Source organism: Paenibacillus sp. J5C2022 (genome assembly GCF_025567625.1).
Classification (GTDB): Bacteria; Bacillota; Bacilli; order Paenibacillales; family Paenibacillaceae; genus Pristimantibacillus.
The window spans coordinates 71,556-90,696 of record NZ_JAOQJC010000022.1 but is presented as its reverse complement, the minus strand read 5'-3'; the positions used below and the strand labels follow the sequence as shown (position 1 = coordinate 90,696).

At 54.1% G+C, this 19,141-nt stretch carries 16 protein-coding genes and 1 pseudogene; 11 read left to right on the top strand and 6 right to left on the bottom strand.

The window, feature by feature from the left end:
* The first annotated feature begins 44 nt into the window (after positions 1-44).
* The 4 genes and pseudogenes from M6D81_RS18235 (at position 45) to M6D81_RS31855 (ending at position 3,773) form a co-directional block, all read left to right on the top strand.
* A complete protein-coding gene (locus M6D81_RS18235; RefSeq protein ID WP_262678343.1) occupies positions 45-524 on the top strand; it encodes a DinB family protein in 480 nt (159 codons plus the stop codon).
* A gap of 166 nt (positions 525-690) precedes the next feature.
* Entirely contained in the window at positions 691-1,842 is a 1,152-nt protein-coding gene (locus M6D81_RS18230; RefSeq protein ID WP_262678342.1) for a glucose 1-dehydrogenase, read from the top strand.
* A gap of 107 nt (positions 1,843-1,949) precedes the next feature.
* A pseudogene (locus M6D81_RS31860) lies at positions 1,950-2,588 on the top strand (glycosyltransferase); the annotation flags it as partial.
* Between the two features lie 135 nt (positions 2,589-2,723).
* Entirely contained in the window at positions 2,724-3,773 is a 1,050-nt protein-coding gene (locus M6D81_RS31855) for a glycosyltransferase family 2 protein (RefSeq protein WP_262678373.1), read from the top strand.
* A gap of 63 nt (positions 3,774-3,836) precedes the next feature.
* On the opposite strand, the gene M6D81_RS18215 is transcribed toward M6D81_RS31855, so the two are convergent.
* On the bottom strand, positions 3,837-5,054 hold the full coding sequence (locus M6D81_RS18215; protein ID WP_262678341.1) for an RCC1 domain-containing protein: 1,218 nt from the start codon (positions 5,052-5,054) through the stop codon (positions 3,837-3,839).
* A 14-nt stretch (positions 5,055-5,068) separates the two neighbouring features.
* On the bottom strand, positions 5,069-7,045 hold the full coding sequence (locus M6D81_RS18210) for an S-layer homology domain-containing protein (RefSeq protein WP_262678340.1): 1,977 nt from the start codon (positions 7,043-7,045) through the stop codon (positions 5,069-5,071).
* 330 nt (positions 7,046-7,375) lie between these two features.
* On the opposite strand from M6D81_RS18210, the gene M6D81_RS18205 reads away from it, so the two are divergent.
* From M6D81_RS18205 to M6D81_RS18195, 3 genes are read left to right on the top strand one after another with little or no spacing between them, the layout of a single operon-like run.
* Complete coding sequence (locus M6D81_RS18205) at positions 7,376-7,747, top strand: hypothetical protein (protein WP_262678339.1); 372 nt, start codon at positions 7,376-7,378, stop codon at positions 7,745-7,747.
* Positions 7,744-9,492, top strand: a complete 1,749-nt coding sequence (locus tag M6D81_RS18200; protein ID WP_262678338.1) for an ABC transporter ATP-binding protein — start codon at positions 7,744-7,746, stop codon at positions 9,490-9,492. Before M6D81_RS18205 ends, M6D81_RS18200 begins: the two co-directional genes overlap by 4 nt.
* Position 9,493: 1 nt before the next feature.
* Positions 9,494-11,632, top strand: a complete 2,139-nt coding sequence (locus M6D81_RS18195; RefSeq protein ID WP_262678337.1) for an ABC transporter ATP-binding protein — start codon at positions 9,494-9,496, stop codon at positions 11,630-11,632.
* A 58-nt stretch (positions 11,633-11,690) separates the two neighbouring features.
* Here M6D81_RS18195 and M6D81_RS18190 read toward each other — a convergent pair whose 3' ends face one another.
* Positions 11,691-12,566, bottom strand: coding sequence for a helix-turn-helix domain-containing protein (locus tag M6D81_RS18190; RefSeq protein ID WP_262678336.1), 876 nt, complete (start codon positions 12,564-12,566; stop codon positions 11,691-11,693).
* 134 nt (positions 12,567-12,700) lie between these two features.
* Here M6D81_RS18190 and M6D81_RS18185 point away from each other — a divergent pair, with 134 nt between their 5' ends.
* Complete coding sequence (locus M6D81_RS18185; protein ID WP_262678335.1) at positions 12,701-13,363, top strand: peroxiredoxin; 663 nt, start codon at positions 12,701-12,703, stop codon at positions 13,361-13,363.
* A 136-nt stretch (positions 13,364-13,499) separates the two neighbouring features.
* Complete coding sequence (locus tag M6D81_RS18180) at positions 13,500-14,021, top strand: GNAT family N-acetyltransferase (protein WP_262678334.1); 522 nt, start codon at positions 13,500-13,502, stop codon at positions 14,019-14,021.
* 72 nt (positions 14,022-14,093) lie between these two features.
* On the opposite strand, the gene M6D81_RS18175 is transcribed toward M6D81_RS18180, so the two are convergent.
* Positions 14,094-14,954, bottom strand: a complete 861-nt coding sequence (locus M6D81_RS18175) for a phytanoyl-CoA dioxygenase family protein (protein WP_262678333.1) — start codon at positions 14,952-14,954, stop codon at positions 14,094-14,096.
* A gap of 246 nt (positions 14,955-15,200) precedes the next feature.
* Here M6D81_RS18175 and M6D81_RS18170 point away from each other — a divergent pair, with 246 nt between their 5' ends.
* Positions 15,201-16,094 carry an AraC family transcriptional regulator gene (locus M6D81_RS18170; protein ID WP_262678332.1) on the top strand — a complete coding sequence of 298 codons (894 nt, stop codon included), beginning with the start codon at positions 15,201-15,203 and terminating at the stop codon, positions 16,092-16,094.
* Positions 16,095-16,139: 45 nt separating this feature from the next.
* On the opposite strand, the gene M6D81_RS18165 is transcribed toward M6D81_RS18170, so the two are convergent.
* The gene (locus M6D81_RS18165) at positions 16,140-17,000 is read right to left on the bottom strand and encodes a helix-turn-helix transcriptional regulator (RefSeq protein WP_262678331.1); all 861 of its coding nucleotides are present in this window, start codon (positions 16,998-17,000) and stop codon (positions 16,140-16,142) included.
* A gap of 102 nt (positions 17,001-17,102) precedes the next feature.
* On the opposite strand from M6D81_RS18165, the gene M6D81_RS18160 reads away from it, so the two are divergent.
* A complete protein-coding gene (locus M6D81_RS18160) occupies positions 17,103-18,638 on the top strand; it encodes a sulfatase family protein (protein WP_262678330.1) in 1,536 nt (511 codons plus the stop codon).
* A 145-nt stretch (positions 18,639-18,783) separates the two neighbouring features.
* Here M6D81_RS18160 and M6D81_RS18155 read toward each other — a convergent pair whose 3' ends face one another.
* Positions 18,784-19,080 (bottom strand): hypothetical protein, encoded by a 297-nt coding sequence (locus M6D81_RS18155; protein WP_262678329.1) that lies wholly within the window; start codon positions 19,078-19,080, stop codon positions 18,784-18,786.
* Positions 19,081-19,141: the final 61 nt, after the last annotated feature.

Sequence of the window (19,141 nt, the reverse complement as noted above, 5' to 3'; positions counted from 1 at the left end):
ATTGGTATAGTAAACCTGAAAAACAAGCAAAGGGGCTGCGGTTATTGCATGCAACGGATTTATTCTTATTGAATTGTGAAGAAGTTAGGCGCAGAAGCATTATGGTGTGGAAAGCGATACCGGATGACATGCTGCATTGGAAGCCGGACAAAACCGCCATAACCTGTGCCGAGACGATTAGGCATTTGCTGCAGGGCGAATTTCTATTTCATCAAGTTCTTGTCGGAAGAGGCGGCAAGGCGCTAATCGGTTTGCACAACCCTTTCGAAGGGAGGGAGTTCCAATCGGTCGATGACGAAATCGCATTCGCGCAGCCTTATCGCGAGCAATTCCTGGCTTATATTAAGGGCGTTGATATAAACGACTTGAACAGCGTACAAATCGACCTGCAAGATGAAGGCGGCTATAGGAGACCGCTTGGAGATATGCTGCTGCGCATTCCTTACCACGAGGCGATTCATACCGGACAGCTGTTGAATTATATGAGAACGATGGGGGTTGACCGCCCGCAAATATGGGATTGACAGCCGTCATTAGAGTCTGCCGGTCAGCTTCTGCCACAAGCTACAGATCTAAGGATAGCATAATTATTCAGCATGAATGATCGTTATAATCAAATTGTACCAGTTGTCACGATCACAGCTTCCGCTGTTTCTTCCATTTACGAGAGGTGTAGGAGGGACACGATATATGAAAGCGATTGCGTTAACAGGAGGGCTGGAGCTTCAAAAGGTAGACTTGATCAATGCGGAAATGCCGGGGAGACGCTATCCGGGCGATGTGCTTGTGCGGGTGTTGTCAGTCGGACTGGACGGCACGGACAGGGAAATCATCACTTCGGGGTACGGCGTTATGCCGGAAGGCGAAGACAAGCTTATTATCGGCCATGAGATGCTGGGCGTTGTCATGGAAGCCGACAAGGGGACGGGCTTTCGGGCCGGCGATCTCGTCACCGCGCTTGTGCGACGGCCTTGCCGGGACTATTCCTGTGCAAGCTGCCGCAACGGACAGCAGGACTTCTGCGAGAGCGGCCAATATACGGAGCGCGGCATTCGGGCGGCGCACGGATATCTGAGCGAGTATATCGTGGAAGACAGCCGATATCTGGTGAAGGTGCCTGCGGATTGCGCCGCGTATGGCGTGCTGATCGAACCGCAGAGCATCGTGGAGAAGGTGTGGAATCAGGTGCTTCGCATTCAGCAGCGTCTTATATGGCAGCCGCAAGCGGCGCTCATTGCCGGCTCCGGTCCACTTGGCTTGCTGACAGCGCTCGCTTGCAGAAGCCTTGGGCTCGATACGCATGTATGGTCCAAGTCGCCTTCCGATAGCGTGAATGCCGAGCTGGTCAGGCAATGCGGGGCGGTCTATGCGGAAGCAAGGGACGAGGGGGAGACGTTGACGGAATACGCGACGGCTGCAGGGCAGACATTCGATATGTTATGGGAATGCAGCGGGCATACGCCTTATATCTTCGAAGGCATGAGGCTGCTAGCAAGCAATGGCGTGCTGGCTATGCTCGGCGTCAGTGCAGGAGATCGTCATATTAGGATTCCGGCGGATCTCATTAATCAGGAGATTGTGCTGCGCAACAAGTGTGTGATCGGCTCCGTCAACGCTTCGCGCAAGGATTTCGAGACGGGCATTCATCGGCTCGAGGAGATCGAGCGGCAATTCCCGGGTATCCTGCAAGGGCTTATGACGGAGAGAATGCTTATAGATGAGGTGCCTGGAATCGACTTCGCGACCATTCGCATCAAGGCGGTCGTCGATCTTGCGCCGCCTTCGGAATGGCCGGGTCTGATACATGCGGAATGCCGCCCGCGTTACAGCTTCTCGGTGTAGCTGAATGAGTTGTTCAATAGTTGTTAAGCGGCATGCCCTACAATAGAGCGATCGGCAGGAGAAGAGTGCCAGCAAATTAACGAACGACTATGGGGTGAGTGCAAGCCATGAGCAAGATGACAGATATTGTACTGCTGGCCGAGCATGAAGAAGCGGTGCATGAATGTGTGGTGAACATCAGGCTGGCGACGGAAGAGCCTTATCGGCTTATTGTCGTTGTCGCTGAGGAGCAAGTCGAGCTGCTGTCCTGGCTTCGACAGAATAAGCAAGTGCATGTCGTGCCGGCGCGTTCAGGATACAGTGTAGCGGAAGGGTATAACCTGGGATTGAAGGAAGCCCGTTCCCCATTCGTTGTGTTGATGAGAGAGCATATGTATGTGACGGAGGGATGGCTTCCACGGCTTAGCCAATGTCTGGAGGCCAATGAGAGCGCAGCGGCTGCAGGTCCGGTTAGTCATGGCTTGAGCGGCGTTCAGCATTGCTCGCTGAATACGGACAATACGTCGGCCATGATTCATTATGCGGAGGGCGTAGGCATTCATTATCGGAATGAATATATTCGCGTAACTCGTCTGCTGGGTCATCTGATAATGGTTCGTCTGGAAGCGATGCGGCAACTGGGCGGCTTCGATGAGCGGTTCCAGGGGGAATCCTTCGAAGATGACGATTGGAGCTATCGGGCGCTGCTTGGCGGCTACGATCTCTATGTGGCCAAGGATTGCTATATCCGTTATGAGCGGCACTATGGTCCGTTCGCGGACAATCCCGGTGCCTATCAGGAGCAGATTCGGCGCAATGGCGGCATTGCGGAGGAGAAGTGGGGGTTCCGTATTGACCCGGTTCTCGATCAGTGGAGATGGCCCGTCACGATCAGTCTGTGCATGATTGTCAGAGATGAAGAGCAGACGCTGGAGCGTTGCCTCAGCAGTGTCGCTCACATCGTCGATGAGATCGTCATTGTCGATACCGGCTCGAACGACCGTACGAAGGAGATTGCGGGCAAGTTCACCGGCAACGTACTTGACTTTCAGTGGATCGACGATTTTGCCGCCGCCAGGAACTATGCGTTCGGGCAAGCGACGCAGCAGTATATTTTGTGGCTGGATGCGGACGATGTTGTATCCGCGGAAGACGGAGAGAAGCTGCTTGCCTTGAAGAACTCGATGGCGTGGTATACCGATGCCGTGTCCATGAACTATCAGCTGGCGTTCGATCAATCCGGACGCGCTGTATCCAGTCTGCGACGCAATCGATTGGTGAAGCGAAGCAACGGATATCGATGGGTTGGCGCTGTACATGAATATCTGGAAGTGTTCGGCCGAATTCAGCATTCAGACATCGGAGTTGCGCATCAGCGCATGCATAAGCAGTCTTCGCGCAATTTGAGCATCTACGACAACATGGTTCGCGACGGCAAGCCTTTCTCTGCAAGAGACTTGTATTACTATGCCAACGAGCTGATGGATCATTCCTTATGGGAGCGGGCGCTGGGGCGATACGACGAGTTTTTGGAACGAGGAGAAGGCTGGATCGAAGACCGCCTGCAAGCTTGCGGCAAGGCTTCGGAGTGCCTCTGCCAGCTGGGGAGAGTGCAGGAGGCGAAGGAGAAGGCGCTTAAGGCGTTCACGCTCGCCATTCCCCGGGCAGAGATCTGCTGCCGTCTGGGCTATTATGAATTGGAAGCCGGACAATACGAACACGCCGTCTATTGGTACAAGCTGGCTCTGTCGCTGGACAAGCCGCTCGATCCTATGGCGATGCTGAATGAATCGTGCTGGACGTGGCTGCCCCATCTGCAGCTGTGCGTATGCTACCACAAGCTGGGCCGGAATGGGCTGGCCGCGAATCATAATGAAGCTGCTGCCGGTTATGTGCCGGAGCATGAAGCCGTTCGCCGGAATCAGCAGTACTTTCAACAACTGAATGCATAGTTCAAGTGTACAAAGGGTAAAAACCCGACCTCTTGAAGGCCGGGTTTTTACCCTTTGCTGTTATTATTGTTGGTTTATGCTTGTCAACGGTTGCGGAGTGAACGCATTGGCTGCGCCGGCATGACCAAGCTGCCCGAATGCATTGGAGCCCCACGCATAATACTGACCGTCGGTGCCGATTGCGCCGCTGGTATAGAAGCCGGCGTCAATGCTGGTAGCAGTCAGACCTGGTACCTGCACGGGAACCGACTGATGCTGGGGAATGCCGGTGCCGCTCTGTCCGTATTGATTCGCTCCCCAGGCCCACACGCTGCCATCCGATTTCAGCGCCAGGTTGTAGTACATGCCTGCGGATACGGATTTCACATCGTTAAGAAGGGATACGGCAACTGGCTTGTCACTGTAACTATCTGCCATGCCGCTTCCCAGCTCACCGTAGTTGTTCTGTCCCCATGCCATTAACGTGCCGTCCTGCAGCAGAGCGATGGAATGATAGAAGCCGGCAGATACAGCTTGGACTTGCTGCAAGCCTTCCACTAGCACAGGCGTGGGCGAATGAACCGCAGTTCCGTTCCCTGCTTGTCCGAAGTCATTGGCCCCCCAAGCCCATACATGGCCGTCCGCCGTGAGGGCGAGACTATGGTAGCCCGTGGCGGACACGGCAACGATGTCGGAGAGTCCCGCTACCTGCACGGGAACCGAACTGTGAGCCGTGCCTTCATAGCCGAGCTGCCCGAATGCATTGCTTCCCCAAGCCCATACGGTGCCGTTATCCTGCAGAGCCAGCTGATGGGAAGCCCCTCCGGCAATTTGTACAATGTTTTGCAAGGAAGACAAAGCCGTCAAATCGTTCGTGTCGACAAGCTGCCCGGCTCCTGTAGCAACATGGCTGCCGCTCCAGGTCCATACGGTGCCGTCTTTCAAGAGAGCCATATTGTAGCTGCCGACATGCGCATCGACAACGCCGCTTAGCGGGATGAGCTCGGGTTGGCTGGACGAGGCGTAGCTCACTTCCGTGTTAAGACCGCCCCATACCCATAAGCTCTCATTGTCGTCGATGACGGCGCTCTTGCCGAAGCCCATCGATATATGGGGATAGGCAGAATCAGTGACGGTGACGTCATAAGGCTTCGATGCATACGTAGCATTGGTTACCGATGTGCGCAAGCTTGGATCTGAGGAAGTATCCTCATTGCCGCTCGTTATGCCCGATGGAACAAGCAGGCAGCCTATCGTTAACAGAGCGATCCAGTATGCCGCCCGGTTGCGTTTTATTTTCATGCTTATCGCCCCCTTTAAATGCCGCTAAATAGCTTTTCGACCATAATGGAAGCTCCTACACTCGGGGCAAGATTCAATGTGAATGGAACCGCCGAGTTGTTGCGCAATGTAATGACATCTCCTGCAGTTAACGGAAGCAAGACGAATCCGGATGTTTGTCCAACATTTGTTAATAAGGAAATGTTAGAGGAGGTATCTACCGTTCCGTTAACGGCTACCGCCAGTGCTGCTCCGATTCCTGCGGTATATGAAATGGAATAGCTGATTTTATAGACGCCTGTCTCAGGGACTGTGATGGTAGTGGTGCCAGCCGTATGAAAAATGGATTTCAAAGGGCCGTTATTGCTTAACGGGACATCTGCTCCTCCTACAACAGTAGCATCCGCTATAGTTGCCATCTGATAGATATAGCCGGCGGCTGAAATTTCGCTGGTTCCTGCCGCTCCAGTAGCGCCAGTAACACCTTGCGCACCTGTTGCGCCAGTCTGTCCTTGAATACCCTGCGCGCCAGTAGCGCCGGTCGGCCCAGTAATGCCTTGCGCACCAGTGGCACCGGTCTGCCCTTGAATACCTTGAGCTCCAGTAGCGCCAGTCGGCCCAGTAACACCTTGCTCGCCTTGTGCACCAGTGGCGCCGTTCACGCCTTGCGCACCTGTTGCGCCAGTCTGTCCTTGAATACCCTGTGCGCCAGTAGTGCCAGTCGGCCCAGTAATGCCTTGTGCGCCAGTGGCGCCGGTCTGCCCTTGAATACCTTGCGCGCCAGTAGCGCCGGTCTGCCCTTGAATACCTTGCGCGCCAGTAGCGCCATCCGGCCCTTGAATGCCCTGCTCACCTTGCGCTCCAGTCGCACCGGTTGCCCCAGTCGCCCCAGTCGCCCCAGCCGGCCCTTGAATGCCTTGCTCGCCTTGAATGCCCTGCTCACCTTGTGCGCCAGTTGCACCGGTTGCTCCAGTTGCTCCTTGAATGCCTTGCTCTCCCTTAGCCCCTTGAACACCTTGCGACCCTTGCATGCCCATTTCGCCAGTCGCGCCAGTCGCACCAGTCGCGCCTTGAGGTCCCGTCGCTCCTTTCGGTCCTTCCGGGCCAACCTCTCCTTGGATGAGGAAGGGGATAATTTCAATTAGCCGGGCCTGATTGTCCTGGTGAATGATCGATACCTTCTGATCGGCTGCAAGCGCATCCTTGGCCAGTTGCTGGGACGAATCGGACATGTAAATCATGGTGTCGTCCGTCACTTGATATGTACTTGTCATGCTTCCATGGCTTAACGTAATGCCGCGTGCATCGACAGATGAGATAACTCCGATGGCCATAGCGTTGCTTAAGCCAGAGTCTTCACCGTTCTCATTTTGAATGATATAAGGAATAATGCGATTAAGCATAACGGCGATTTGGGCGCGCGTTACAGCTTGCTGTGGAAGGAACGTACCTTCAGGGTAACCGGTAATAATCTGATATTTAGCCGCTGTGACGATGTAGTTCCTCAGTTCGGGAGCGGCTTCGTCAATGTCGGAGAACTGTGCCGATGCCTCTGCGTCCGCATCAATGCCGATTGCACGGATAAGAAGCCGGGCGATCCACTCTCTGCTTGCGGCTTGTTTCCCCCATACTTCCGTATCCGCTTGTTGCTCTTCGTCGGCGTTAAGCAAGCCATGCTCGGTAGCGATAGCGATGAACGGCTTGGCCCATGTGTCCGCTTGCAATGCGTCGGTATTTTCTTCCTGGGACGTCTCTCCTGCTTGCAATCCAAGCAGCTGTACAACCATTTTAATCGCTTCCTGATGGGTGACCTGCTGATTCGGTTTGTACGAATCGTTGCCTACGCCCGTCACAATATCCAATAGCGCAAGCTTCTCGATTGATTTCTTCGCCCACTGAACATCCGTCGTATCCTTGAAAATATCGTTAGCGGCGAGCGCTAACTGCGCTCCCGGCGTAAGCGATACGATAGCCAGTGAAGCGATGGATGAATTTCTTATCCATTTTTGCATTCTTTCTCTCTCCTCTCAATTTTGCAACACAATATGACAATCACTGCTTTATTCTGACAGGTATCGCTTAAAATCTACTGAACAAATCCAGTCTATCGGACTATTCGTATCGTTATATGTCGTTGAAAAGAAACTAACGGATGCGAGAGAGGCTATGTCAATGAAGATGGGGGGATGAAATGTCTAACGGACGCAGGTGACGCTATTTTCGCGAAAAGCCTACAATTCGGCATGAATTTGTGAAATAAGCTCTGTAGCGACCGCTAGAAATGAATGACATCTCGAATATCAATAATAGCGATGATAGCAACCGTTAGAGCAAGCGATAGGGTGACGACAGATAGAGCAGCCGTTACAGCAACCGCAATAGCAACCGCAATAGCAACCGCAATAGCAACCGCAATAGCAACCGTAATAGCAACCGCAATAGCAACCGCAATAGCAACCGCAATAGCAACCGCAATAGCAACCGTAATAGCAACCGTAATAGCAACCGCAATAGCAACCGTAATAGCAACCGCAATAGCAACCGCAATAGCAACCGTAATAGCAACCGTTAGAAGCTGCTGCTCACAGCTAATCGACAGTAGATCAACTATGAGCAGAATAATCCATGAATGTAAGCTTGAATATCCATATTATTGCACTCGGATGAGGAGTAAACTTATTCCTATAGCGAAAAAGGGGGCGATAAGAGCGTGAAAATAGAGCCGTTATTTAAGCAGCATGTGATGGGGCACAAGCTAAGATACGCTATTGGTGCAGCATTATTATCCATATCTTGTCTGCTCCTGTTAGTTATTCCGCAGCTTCTGGGACATTTCACAGACGGCTTGCAGACGTTGACTCTAACCGCGAAAGAGATTATTGCCATGGCGCTGTGGATCGTGGCGATCGGGCTGCTGGCCGCATTCTTCCGCTCGGCGGGACGCATCAAGCTGTTCGGTCTGGCGAGGGAGCAGGAGAGGAAGCTGCGCAACGACCTGTTCGCCAAGTGGGAAGGGTTGTCTAGCGAATATTTCAACCGCCAGCGGATCGGGGATTTGATGGCCCATGCCGTTAATGACATTAATGTCATGAGGGAAGTAGGCACAATGGGCGTATTTATGACGATCGAAGCGGCTGTTCTTATTGGCGTGGCGCTTATCGCTATGGCCGGAACGATTCATATCGGCTTGACGCTTCTCGTGCTATTGCCGCTTCCGGCTCTTACGTATCTGGCCTACCGCTTCCGCTATCGCATTCAGCAGAGAACGACGCATGTGCAGGAAGCGATCGGACAGCTGACTAGCCGGGTGCAGGAGTTCTGCGCGGGCATTCGAGTCGTCAAGGCTTACGCGCAGGAGAAGTCCGAGCTGAACAAGTTCGAGGAGGACAGCTGTCATAATATGGAGATGAACGATCAGCTCATTCGCTCCAATTCTTCTTTTTCCTCACTCAGCCAAGTTATTGTCGGCGTAAGTTATTTGTTGTCGGTTGTATTCGGCGGGATGCTCGTCTTGAGGGGCGGCATCAGCCTGGGCGATTTTGTTGCTTTCAACACTTATTTGACGATGCTGATTGTACCCGTCGAGAATTTGGGGAAGGTTATCAACACGTTCCAGCGGGGAAGAGCGGTCGATATCCGGCTGCGCCATATTTTAAGCACAGAGCCTGCTGTATCGGATGACGAAGATGTTGAGCCGGTAGCCGGGGGCATAGGAGGCAAGCTGGAATTTCGGAACCTGAGCTTCCGATATCCCGATCAGCAGCAATTGACTTTGAACGATATTACGCTCACCGTTCCGCAAGGGAGCTCCCTCGCGATTGTGGGCAAGGTCGGCAGCGGCAAGACGACGCTTGTCCAGCTGCTGCTGCGCTTGTACAATCCGCCGCAAGGGACGGTATTCATAGACGATAGAGAGATCGGGACGATACCGCTGCAGCAGCTTCGCGAGTCCGTCGGCTTCGTGCCGCAGGAGCATATGCTGTTCTCGACGACAATAGGCAACAATATTGCCTTTCATCCTAACGGCTATACGAGCGAGCAGATTGAGGAAGCGGCGAAAGTCGCGCAGGTGCATGACAATATCATTGCATTTCCCAGGAAATTTGACACCTCGCTGGGCGAACGCGGCGTCTCGTTGTCCGGCGGTCAACGGCAGCGGGTAAGCATGGCAAGAGCGCTTATCAAAAAACCGTCGATACTTGTATTCGACGACAGCTTGTCGGCTGTGGATGCGGAGACGGAAGAGCACATATTAAACGGGCTGAAGGCGGTTATGAGGGGAAGAACGACGATCATTACGAGTCATCGTCTATCAGCTATCCGGCATGCCGACCAGATTATCGTGATGGATCAGGGTCGTATCGTGGAACGCGGGAATCATCAATCTCTTATGCGGCTTGGGGGCATCTACGCTTCCATCTACGATATGCAGACGATGAACCGCGAGATGGGGGGATAAGATGGACATTCATGCCGAACGGCAGTTGAAGCAAGTGAACGACAAGCAGCTGTGGGGCAAAATGCTGCGGTTCGCGATCCCTTATTGGAAGAGTATAGCGCTTTCATTTCTATTCGCCTGGCTGATAGCCGTCGCGGCGGTTACACAGCCTCTTATTGTGAAGATGGCGATCGACGACCGGATTAACGGCATTTTTAAACCGATGGTTGCGATTGCCGGGGACGCGGCGCATCAGCCGGATCTCCAATCATCAGTGCAAGAAAAGCCGGTTCAATTGGAAGGAATGACTTATTATCGCGTGAATAGAGAAGCCGGCACCTGGCCGGCGGATACGCATTCGGCGCAAATTATCGCATTCGAGGGACAATACTACTTGCTGGATGGCTGGGTGGAGAACAGGGAACAGCTGACTCTGCAAGCGGACGGGGAGGGAAGCGCCGTTACTGCCCGATCTGAAGCGAGGACATGGCAGGGGAAGCGTTTGTCGAAGGACGAGGTTGACGCTTTCCGCAAGCAGGATGTTCCGGGCTTCATCACGATCGCCGCTCTGTTCCTGCTGAATGTAGCCGTAGCGGGCTTGTTCACGTACTGGCAGTCCAATCTGCTGCAGATGACGGGTCAGCGCATTATTCATGATATCCGGATGGCGATGTTCCGGCACCTGACCAGGCTGCAGACCTCTTTCTACGACCGCAACCCCGTCGGCAGGCTCGTCACCCGTGTCGCTCACGATGTGGAAGCGGTCAACCAGCTATGCTCGCAGGTCATTGTTAACATGGCTAAGGAGATATTGCTATTGCTCGGAATAGCGGCGGTCATGATCTATTTGGACATTGAGCTGGCGCTTGTATCCTTCGCCGTCATCCCCATTATGGTAGTCGCTACCTATTTTTTCAAAGGTGTCATCAGGGAAGCCCAGCGTTCGGCACGCGCCAAGCTGTCTCGGCTGAATTCCTTTCTGGCGGAAAGCCTCAGCGGAATGGTTGTCGTGCAGATGTTCACCCGCGAGAAGAAGCAGTTGGAGGAGTTCAAGAAGCTGAACAATGATCATTATCTGGCGGTTATGAAAGCGATGACGAGCAATTCCATCTTCAATCCCATGATCGGCTTCTTCGGCAATCTTGCGCTGGCCTTGGTCGTCTGGTACGGCGGCGGCTCGGTCATGGCCGCGGGTGTCACCTTCGGGGTCGTGTACGCGTTCACCACGTATGTGCGCCAGTTTTTCCAGCCGCTCATGTCGCTGGCGGACCGTTACACGCAGATTCAGACGGCGCTTGCTTCCGCCGAGCGCATCTTCGAGCTGCTGGACGAGAAGCCGCTTATCCGGAACAGGGAGTCGGCGGTGAAGCTGTCGAAGCCGCTGCAGGGAACGATATCGTTCGATCGCGTCTGGTTCGCTTATGAAGAGAAGGAATGGGTGCTGCAGGATATCAGCTTCGACGTCATGCCAGGAGAGACGATTGCTTTCGTCGGGGCGACGGGAGCGGGGAAGAGTTCCATTATCGGCTTGATTAATCGCTTCTACGACGTGCAGAAGGGGAGCTTGCGCCTGGATGGCCATGAGCTTAAGAATATCGATCTGGAGCAGCTTCGCACATCGATCGGCATCATTCAGCAGGACCCGTTCATCTTCACCGGCAATGTATATGACAACATTCGGATGAACCGCAGCGGAATAAGCGATGAGGCGATTCGCCGGGCGGCAGCGGAGCTGGATATGGAGGACTTCATTGCCAGGCTGCCGGAAGGGTTCCAGACGCGGCTTGGCGAACAAGGCATCGGCTTGTCGTCCGGGCAGCAGCAGTTGATCGCCTTCTTGCGCGTCTACGTCAGCAATCCCGATATACTCGTGCTTGACGAGGCGACGGCCCATGTGGACACGGAGACGGAGATGGCGCTGCAGCGCGGATTAATGCGCATGTCGCAAGGCCGCACGACGCTGATCGTCGCCCACCGTCTCTCCACGATCCGTCATGCCGACCGCATTATCGTCATGCACAAGGGACGCATACAGGAGATGGGCAACCACGAGGCGCTTATGAGCCGACGCGGCATATATCGCAAGCTGTATGAGCTTCAGAGCGGGGAACGGCAATCGGAGCATCATCAAGATCAGCGAATGCATACCAGCCATGCTTGAGCGGGGCCGGTGCATAGTGTCAATGAAGTCGAGGGAAGTCCAATTGGCTCCGGAACCGTTACGGTTTCGGAGCCGTTTTATGCTGTATCGCATATTGGGAAGGGGCAGAACCGACGTTTTTTTTGAACAGGCGGCTGAAGTATAGCTCATCGCTGTAGCCGATGCTCTGTGCGATCGCTTTCAGCTTGTAGTCGGACAGAACGAGCAGCTCCTTGGCCCGGTCCATCCGGATTTGCGTCAAATAATGGATCGGGCTGTATCCCGTATACTTTTTGAACAGTCTGGAATAGTGGCTGGGACTCAGGCCGGCCATTTGGGCCAGCTCCTCCACAGAGATGCTTTCGTGATAATGATGAACCATATAATCGATCGTTTTCTCAATGACAGTGTTCGTATGTCCGGTGACGATCTGGGATCGCAGATCGGAGACGATATGGGTCAGCATATCCAGGAATAGAATGCGTTGCCGCATAAGCACGATTTGGCCGCGCCTCTTGATCAGTCCGCACAGTTGCTCTCCGTGATGAAGGATCGGCAGCGGATTCTGGATGGAGTAACAGCCCGATAACGGGAAGGCAGGCGTCTCAGCGTCATCTCCGCTCCCGCGACTGTCTCCGGCTTGCCACCGGCCGTCTTCATAATAGGATAACGTATGCTGGAAGCGGATGAAGAAGAATTCCAGCGGTGTGTCGCCTTCCGCTCTGCGTTCAATGACCATTCCCGGCGCGATGGCGAACAGCTTTCCCGACTCCGCAGCGTGAGCAGTGCCGTCCAGCGTGAACGTTCCCTTGCCCTTGGCAATAAGCCACAAGCTGTGAAATCGGTGCGTGAACGGACCGTTGCTCCAGCCCGGGTCTTGTTTCTTATGACCGGCCAGCACGATATGGAAGTTCAATTTGTTGAGCGCGCGCATGACTTCTCCCGGTTTAATCATTAGCTGCCCCTCCTTATGTTCCGACTAACCCCTATGTGCCAAGTATAGCAGAATTGAAAAGTAGGCAGGACAACGTTTCTGGGCGGATGTCTTTGAATAGGATGGAGCAATGAAGAACGGGAGGTAAAGTCCACATGACAGAAGAACGTGTGCCTTTCATTGGCGACCATTTTCCGAAATCGTTCGTCCATACGACGTATGGCGATCTTGTGCTGCCTGACGCTTATAAAGGGCGTTGGTTTATTCTATTCAGCCACCCGGGCGACTTCACGCCTGTATGTACAACGGAATTCGTCGCCTTTCAAAAGCTGATGCCTGAATTTCAAAAGCTGAATACCGCATTGATCGGCTTGTCGGTTGAACAGGTATTCAGTCACATCAAATGGGTGGAATGGATAAGGGATCATCTGGATGTACAGATTACATTCCCCATTATTGCGGACGGTCTCGGCACGCTGGCCAAACATCTCGGCATGATACATCCCACAATGGGAGCGCGGACGGTGCGCAGCGTCTATATTGTCGATCCGGAAGGGATTATTCGCTTAATGCTGACCTATCCGGAATCGGTAGGGCGGAACATCTATGAAATATTGCGCGCTTTGCAGGCTCTGCAGGTGACGGATGCCCAGCATGCCGCATCGCCTGCGAACTGGCCGCATAACGAGCTGATCGGGAGCAATCTCATCTATCCGCCGCCGCGTACAATCCCGGAGGCCGAGGAGCGATTGAAGCAGTCGCAAGAAGGCGAGCTGAGTTGCTACGACTGGTGGTTCTGCGTCAAGAAGCTCGAATAGCCGCCGGAGAACAGGCCGTTGTCCTTGCAAGGGATAGCGATAGCAGTAGCCGTTATGAGCGAAGGTTGAAATGGAAGCTTGGGGACGGGTATGATAAAGACAAGAATGCAGAACCGGAAGAGGAGCGCACCGCATCATGAGTACTCATTATATCCAATTAGCCGATCCCGGACCTGAGCTTGCCGAAGTGTTCAGCCGCTGGGAGACTGATCCCGCACTTGTCCCGTTAACCCGGCCCAACCGGAGCAAGACGGAGCTGGAGCAGCTGCGGATCGTGACGCAAGAAGAGTTGGCAGAACGCCTGCAAGCTCATCATATCTACTTGATTTACTCGGACAATGTATTGGTTGGCGAGATGAACTACATGATCGATCCTGGACATCTCTACAAAAAAGAAGAGGGAACTGCCTGGATCGGCATTACCATTGGAGAGCCGGAAGGCCGTGGCAAAGGAATCGGCGGCGAGGCGCTTCGTTATTTGGAGCAGCAAATCAAGGCGGAGGGGCTTCGCCGGATTGAACTGGGCGTGTTCGAATTCAACAGTCAAGCCAGGAAGCTGTATCGGAAGCTGGGCTACGAGGAGATTGGCCATATTCCAGATTTCACCTACTGGCAAGACCGCATGTGGTCCGATATCCGGATGGAGAAATATCTATAACGGCTTGCAGCCTCCAACTTCGCATGAAGCGCGAGAGTTGGAGGCTTATTTCTTTCACGCCGCTTGACCTTGTTATTGCTCGCGCTCCGGGCGTTCGGCCATCCAATCCTCCAGAGCAGCCACGCGTCCGGGATGAATATAGCTTCTGGCGAGGAAGCCGGCGCCGTGCTGCGGCATCGGGTCCTGATCCGTCGGCTGATAGCGCAGATCGACGCTCCAACGGACTTCCTGCGAACGGTTCGGCGTGGACATGTGCAGGCATCGGTCATTGAACAGAATGGCCGAGCCCGCCTCTACCGGCAACACGACCGTCTTCGTCTTGCCCAGCTGATCGTCGCGCAATGCGGTATAGCCGGTGCCGGTGTGCGTCTCTTGATGCCATTCCAGCAATTTCTTCCGATGGGTGCGCGGCTTGATATGCAGGCAGCCGTTCAGCTCCGTCGCATCGACAAGCGGAATCCATACCGTAATGACGGGATTGGAATTGGCGTCCGGCCAGTAGGATTTATCCTGATGCCAAGGCACGGCTCCCGCTGCGACATTCGGCACCTTCGGCCTGACGTTGTAGACGGGATTGGCGAAGATCTCCCCGCCGATCAGCGACTCTACGGCATCCAGTATTTTCGGATTGCTCATCAGGGTGAAGTAGCCGGGGATGCGGTCGCGCCAGCTGCGCCCGTATTTCAGGAATTCGGCTTCAGTCAAATGCTTGAACAGCTCGGCGAGTCGGTTCGGGAACGGCAGGTGCTCCAGCTTGTCGGCGATGAGTCCGTCCCGGTACAGCTCGTCTGCGATCTGAGATACCTTCGCCATCATCGCTTCCTTCGGGTGCCGCATGTCCTCCTCATTCAACAGATTCGGCAATACGATATATCCTTCCGTGTTGTATTGCTCCAGCTGTTCCTTCGATAAGCTCCCTTGTATTGTCGACATAAGTTTCCCCTCCTGGAAGTTGTCATAATTACGGACCGGAATGTCCGGTTATTGGCTGCGGTTGCATATTCAACCGCTTTCATTTGGAATGTCTTCATTGTAGCGGATGGGAAGAGGTCTGTATTTGCATGGAATTTCGAGGATTCGTATTTTTTTCCGGTCGTTTGGAGAGATGGCCGCCATTCCCGGAGAAGCTTTTTTTCGATATGATGGGAGTAGATAGGATCGGAGGGGGCGAAGCAACAGATGGGGAAGGATAGGAAGGACATGATGGAGATGGCGGAAAAGAAATGGAAGGACGTGTCGCCAGATATCCGGGTAGCGCATCATTATATATTCACCGGCATTGAAGCCGAGAGGAACCGTTACGGGTATTGTTACGCCTTCCATCTCGTCATTAGCGGACAAGGCTATGTCATCATCCATGGACGGAAATATCCGGTGAAGCGGGGCAGCCTGTTCGTCGTGCCGCCGCATACGCTCCATTCCTTCGAGACCGATCCTGATCAACGGCTTGCGTCCTACAATATCTATTGCGAATTATGGCATGCCGCTCCGGATTCCACGATTCATCTATATTACTCTGTGAAGGAGCGGGAAGAGCGCCACGCTACCGCAATTGTCCCGGATATGCCGATTGCGAGAGTGCAGCCCGTTCTGGAGCTGCAGCATGTGCCGTTCTTCACGGAGTGGTTCGCCCATATGGTGCGAATTCATCTGCAGCCTTTTCCCAACTCCGGGGATGCTGTTCGCGCCATGCTGTACGCCTGGCTGATGGAGTTGACAAGCCACGAGGCGATGCTGAGGGTGATGGACTTCCGCATCAAGAAGATATTGGAGCATATCGACGCACACGCATCATGGGAGCTGAATTATGCGCAGCTGCTGGCATGGAGCGGACTGAAGAAGACGCAATTCAATGACCTGTTCAAGCAGAGCACGGGGCTGTCGCCGAACCAATTCCTCATCCATCGCAAAATGAAGCAAGCTGAGACGCTCCTGATGGAGACGGACTTGACTGTCACCGATATTGCGGAGAAGCTGGGCTATACGACGCTGCATCACTTCTCCAAGCAATTCACGGTACACTTCGGCATCTCGCCGGCCAGCTTCCGGAGCGGCGGGCGTGCGCCCGGATAGCAACTAGCCCGAACGCGTCAAGGGCGTAATGCGGAGCTGTCGCGGCTATTGCCTGCGGTAGGCTGTCGGCGATTGCTTGTAATGGCGGGTGAACGCCCTTGTGAAGGCGAAGGGATTCCCGTAGCCCAGCGAATAAGCGATTTCCGTAATGGAAGCATCTGTCTCCTTCAGCAGCTCTGCCGCTCTTCGCATGCGAATGGCTGTCATATACTGCAGCGGGGATTGTCCCACATGCCGGGAGAACGCGGAGGAGAAGTAATTCCGGTTCATGCCGGCCATTGCGGCAAGCTGTTCCACGGTCAGCCCTTCCGTGGCATGAAGCTCCATATGCTGCAGGCTTTGCGCCAGCCATCCTTGCGACCTTGGCTCGGAGCGTGTCGACGGGTGCTTCAGCAGTTCGGCAAAAAAATGCATAAGCTCTCCTTGTATCCGGATGCCCTGCCGAAGCGGCATGCCGGGATGGCTACGCTCGCGGATATGGCAGAACAAGGCGTCCAGCAGCGCTTGCAGAGCAGGCGACCAGCGTCCCCGCAAGCAGGGAGATTCCGTCGTCACGCCGGCTTCCTGAAGCAGAGCAGCTGCGCCCGGCCCGTCGAAGACCAGCCAGCTCAGGCGCAGACTGTCGCAATCGGCGCTTCTTCGATAGGTGTAGGTGTGATCGGGGAATAAACAGACCAGATCTCCCTCTCTTGCTGTGATGCGCATATCATCGCATTCGAACAGCAGCTCTCCCTCTATCACCACGTGAAGGCTGTAGCAATCCATCCGTTTCGGTCCGGCCTGATAGCTGGGCTTCGCAATGCTCCGGCCGCCCCGCACCATCCACAGTTGTCCGCTTTTTTCCCACTCGCTTGGCGTATGATACAGGAATTCCGCCCGCTCATGCCCGTAATCCTTTAGCCTCATTCGTAGCCCTCCTGCTGACAAAATGGTATTTCAATCTGATATTCGGATATGTCATTCAATCGGAAATCCCTTTATAATTGTAGCATAGGAGGCGAAATTGAGATGAAAAAGCCTAACATTCTGCTAATTACAAGCGATCAACAGCATTGGGATACAATCAGCGCATTGGGGAGCGAGGTCCATACGCCGAATCTGGACCGGCTCGTACGCGAAGGAACGGCATTCACACGGGCCTATTGCCCTAACCCGACTTGTACGCCAAGCCGCGCATCCATTATAACAGGCATGTACCCGAGCCAGCACGGGGCATGGACACTTGGCACGAAGCTGCTCGAGGACCGTCATACCGTCGGCGAGGATTTCAATAAAGCCGGCTACAAATCGGCCCTGATCGGCAAGGCGCACTTTCAGCCGCTGACTTCAACGGAAGAATATCCTTCGCTGGAATCCTATCCGATAATGCAGGATCTGGAGATGTGGAAGGGCTTTGACGGGCCGTTCTATGGATTCGACCATGTGGAGCTGGCGCGCAACCATACGAATGAAGCGCATGTCGGCCAGCATTACGCCATCTGGATGGAGGAGAAGGGCTGCACGAATTGGCGCGATTATTTCGTAGCGCCTACAGGCAATCTGGACCCGACCATTACGTACAAGTGGCCGATTCCGGAGGAATACCATTACAATACGTGGATTGCGGAGCGGACGAACGCAATGCTGGAGCAGTATAAGGAGAACGACGAGAACTTCTTCCTGTGGTCCAGCTTCTTCGATCCGCATCCGGAATATTTGGTACCGGAGCCGTGGGATACGATGTACGATCCCGACAGCGTTACGGTTCCGTCCATTACGCCGGGCGAGCATGACAACAATCCGCCGCACTTCGGCAAGACGCAGGAAGAGAAGCCGGACTTCTCCGATCTGCTGGAGAGCGGCTACGGCATTCACGGCTACGGTTCTCATCTGTTCTATGGCTACGGGCATAGGCAGAAGCTGGGAGATTACGACAAGAAGAAGCTGATTGCGGTCTACTATGGCATGATCAGCATGATGGACAAGTACATCGGCCAGATACTGGACAAGCTGGACGAGCTGGGTATGGCGGACAACACGATCGTTGTATTTACAACCGATCACGGCCACTTCTACGGCCAGCACGGCTTGCAGGCGAAGGGCGGCTTCCATTACGAAGATCTGATCAAGCTGCCGTTCCTGGTGCGCTATCCAGGACATGTGCCGGCGGGTGTCGTGTCTCCGGCGATTCAGTCGCTGGTGGATCTGGCGCCGACCTTCCTATCCTTCTGCGATCTACCTATCCCGCATGCGATGACGGGGGTGGATCAGAAGGACGTATGGCTCGGGCGCAAGTCGCAAGCGCGGGATCATGCGATCTGCGAATTCCGGCATGAGGCGACGACGATTCATCAGAAGACGTACGTGGACGAGAGGTACAAGATTACGGTTTATTATAATCAGACTTATGGTGAGATTTTCGACTTGCAGGAGGACCCCGGAGAAGTGCGCAATCTATGGGACAATCCGGAGTATGCTGCGCTCAAGAGCGAGCTGTTGCTGAAATACGCCTGGGCCGAGCTTGGCAAGGAATCCATGCCGATGCCGCGCATCTGGCACGCATAAGCATTGAAAGGGCATCAGCGTGGAGCTGATGTCCTTTCTTCTTGGCTGCTTTCCGTGCTCCAGCCGATGCGCCCTAGCTTGCAGTCCTGCATCTGAATGCTTTCATGCTCTGACTACTGCTGCGTGTGTTGCGGAAGCGAAGGCGTTACGATCGGAATAATCCGCGGAGCCATCTGAATACCGGTTGAATAAGCTCCTTCGCCACCCAGAGAAGCGGAGGATAGAGGAGACTGAGCCAGAGCCAGCGAAGCGGAATGTATAACACATACCGCGTCAGCCACTTTAGCGGTGTATACACACCGTATCGCCATAGGGGAGACAGAATGCGGTTAATCAGGAAGGTGCCCAAGGGTGCGAGGAAGCGCCCCCATACCTCTCCCAGCCAATAAAGCGTACGTACGAACAAATAAGAAATACCTCGCAGAAGGAGGTATATAGGCATATGAGTACTCCCACCACTTACCGATGCTATCGCTTCGGCTGAAGTGGGGGTTTCTGATGTA

What these genes read in the sequence shown, in the direction of transcription:
- M6D81_RS18230 (WP_262678342.1), top strand. Translation starts at nt 691, where the DNA reads ATGAAAGCGATTGCGTTAACAGGAGGGCTGGAGCTTCAAAAGGTAGAC.
- M6D81_RS31855 (WP_262678373.1), top strand. Translation starts at nt 2,724, where the DNA reads ATGATTGTCAGAGATGAAGAGCAGACGCTGGAGCGTTGCCTCAGCAGT.
- M6D81_RS18215 (WP_262678341.1), bottom strand. Translation starts at nt 5,054, where the DNA reads ATGAAAATAAAACGCAACCGGGCGGCATACTGGATCGCTCTGTTAACG.
- M6D81_RS18210 (WP_262678340.1), bottom strand. Translation starts at nt 7,045, where the DNA reads ATGCAAAAATGGATAAGAAATTCATCCATCGCTTCACTGGCTATCGTA.
- M6D81_RS18195 (WP_262678337.1), top strand. Translation starts at nt 9,494, where the DNA reads ATGGACATTCATGCCGAACGGCAGTTGAAGCAAGTGAACGACAAGCAG.
- M6D81_RS18190 (WP_262678336.1), bottom strand. Translation starts at nt 12,566, where the DNA reads ATGATTAAACCGGGAGAAGTCATGCGCGCGCTCAACAAATTGAACTTC.
- M6D81_RS18185 (WP_262678335.1), top strand. Translation starts at nt 12,701, where the DNA reads ATGACAGAAGAACGTGTGCCTTTCATTGGCGACCATTTTCCGAAATCG.
- M6D81_RS18180 (WP_262678334.1), top strand. Translation starts at nt 13,500, where the DNA reads ATGAGTACTCATTATATCCAATTAGCCGATCCCGGACCTGAGCTTGCC.
- M6D81_RS18175 (WP_262678333.1), bottom strand. Translation starts at nt 14,954, where the DNA reads ATGTCGACAATACAAGGGAGCTTATCGAAGGAACAGCTGGAGCAATAC.
- M6D81_RS18170 (WP_262678332.1), top strand. Translation starts at nt 15,201, where the DNA reads ATGGGGAAGGATAGGAAGGACATGATGGAGATGGCGGAAAAGAAATGG.
- M6D81_RS18165 (WP_262678331.1), bottom strand. Translation starts at nt 17,000, where the DNA reads ATGAGGCTAAAGGATTACGGGCATGAGCGGGCGGAATTCCTGTATCAT.
- M6D81_RS18160 (WP_262678330.1), top strand. Translation starts at nt 17,103, where the DNA reads ATGAAAAAGCCTAACATTCTGCTAATTACAAGCGATCAACAGCATTGG.
- M6D81_RS18155 (WP_262678329.1), bottom strand. Translation starts at nt 19,080, where the DNA reads ATGCCTATATACCTCCTTCTGCGAGGTATTTCTTATTTGTTCGTACGT.